General features: G+C 53.5%; 1 protein-coding gene. It reads left to right on the top strand.

What is annotated here, in order from left to right; translation table 11 throughout:
- The first annotated feature begins 578 nt into the window (after positions 1 to 578).
- The gene (locus GWC77_RS27900; RefSeq protein ID WP_173262755.1) at positions 579 to 815 is read left to right on the top strand and encodes a hypothetical protein; all 237 of its coding nucleotides are present in this window, start codon (positions 579 to 581) and stop codon (positions 813 to 815) included.
- Positions 816 to 1,155: the final 340 nt, after the last annotated feature.

Below are 1,155 nucleotides of genomic sequence, written 5' to 3' on the forward strand. Positions count from 1 at the left end.
AGCCGCTTCAGCACGCTGCCCGCGCCAGTGGGCAACGTTGAGCGAGCTTTCTTCGTCTTTGCCATCATCGATGTCCTGCGTTTCAATTCGCACCGATTCTACTCGTCCTCGTTAATGCGACAGAGCCCTATCGACGTGGCCACGGCAAAGTTTAATCCTGTTTGCTTCGCCAATCGCTTGCCCCAGGGTTTTCGATAATCAAGTTCAATTTGAGCGACTAATATCTAATCATCCGGATCAATATAATTTCTGCAATCTACATGATTATTAGGTTTTTCCCGGTGTTCAGATGACGCACGTGCGTGTCGATATATCGAGTATGTGTGGCGCACAAATACATGGTTCATGCTCGCACAAGGCCGCGGGCAGCGAATGTTGATTTATGTCAAGGTCGGCAACCGATTTCATGGGTTAGAAATTCGCTTTCAGAATCTGTGCCCTAGCAACCAAGGATACGTTGTCGCTATAACGTTTTATGAATCGTACGAATGGACCGCATTTCTCGGGCACTGCCTGCTTGCCGCAAAAGTGAACGTGAGTCGGCCACTTCAGCAAAAAGAAGGTTGAAGGAGAAACCGATGGAAAAGCCCGAAAGATCATTGCGTTTCACCGTGGAAAAATGGCTCGCGATGACTCATGCAATGTCGGCTCGGGTAACACGTGGTGGTCGTGCAGGCCCGAATCAGACCCGTTGTGTATGTGTCGAGGCATCGACATCAACCGGCGCGTTCGCAGTCTGCCTCTTCCCTCAAGGCGACGGCACCTGGTGTGTGCTCCCGCCTCATGTCGAACGCCCGGCGATGAGTGCCGCCTGATATGCCGCGGGATTGGGGGCGCTGCAGGCATGACGGAATGCCCATCGCCGCTAAAGCATGCTTCGCACGAGAGCATCGAAGAGAAGCTGCCAATCGTATCGTTGTTCGAGCAGGGACCATTCACAACATGGAAATGTAGTGCGATGAAGACACATAAACTTTCCTGGAGCGCGGCGTCCGGATGGCGCCACAGCGTTCCTGTCCCGGCGGCGATGGCTCTGTCGCATTAACGAGGACGAGTAGAATCGGTGCGAATTGAAACGCAGGACATCGATGATGGCAAAGACGAAGAAAGCTCGCTCAACGTTGCCCACCGGCGCGGGCAGCGTGCTGAAGCGGC

Source organism: Paraburkholderia sp. NMBU_R16, from assembly GCF_013282575.1.
GTDB lineage: Bacteria > Pseudomonadota > Gammaproteobacteria > Burkholderiales > Burkholderiaceae > Trinickia.

What these genes read in the sequence shown, in the direction of transcription:
- GWC77_RS27900 (WP_173262755.1), top strand. Translation starts at nt 579, where the DNA reads ATGGAAAAGCCCGAAAGATCATTGCGTTTCACCGTGGAAAAATGGCTC.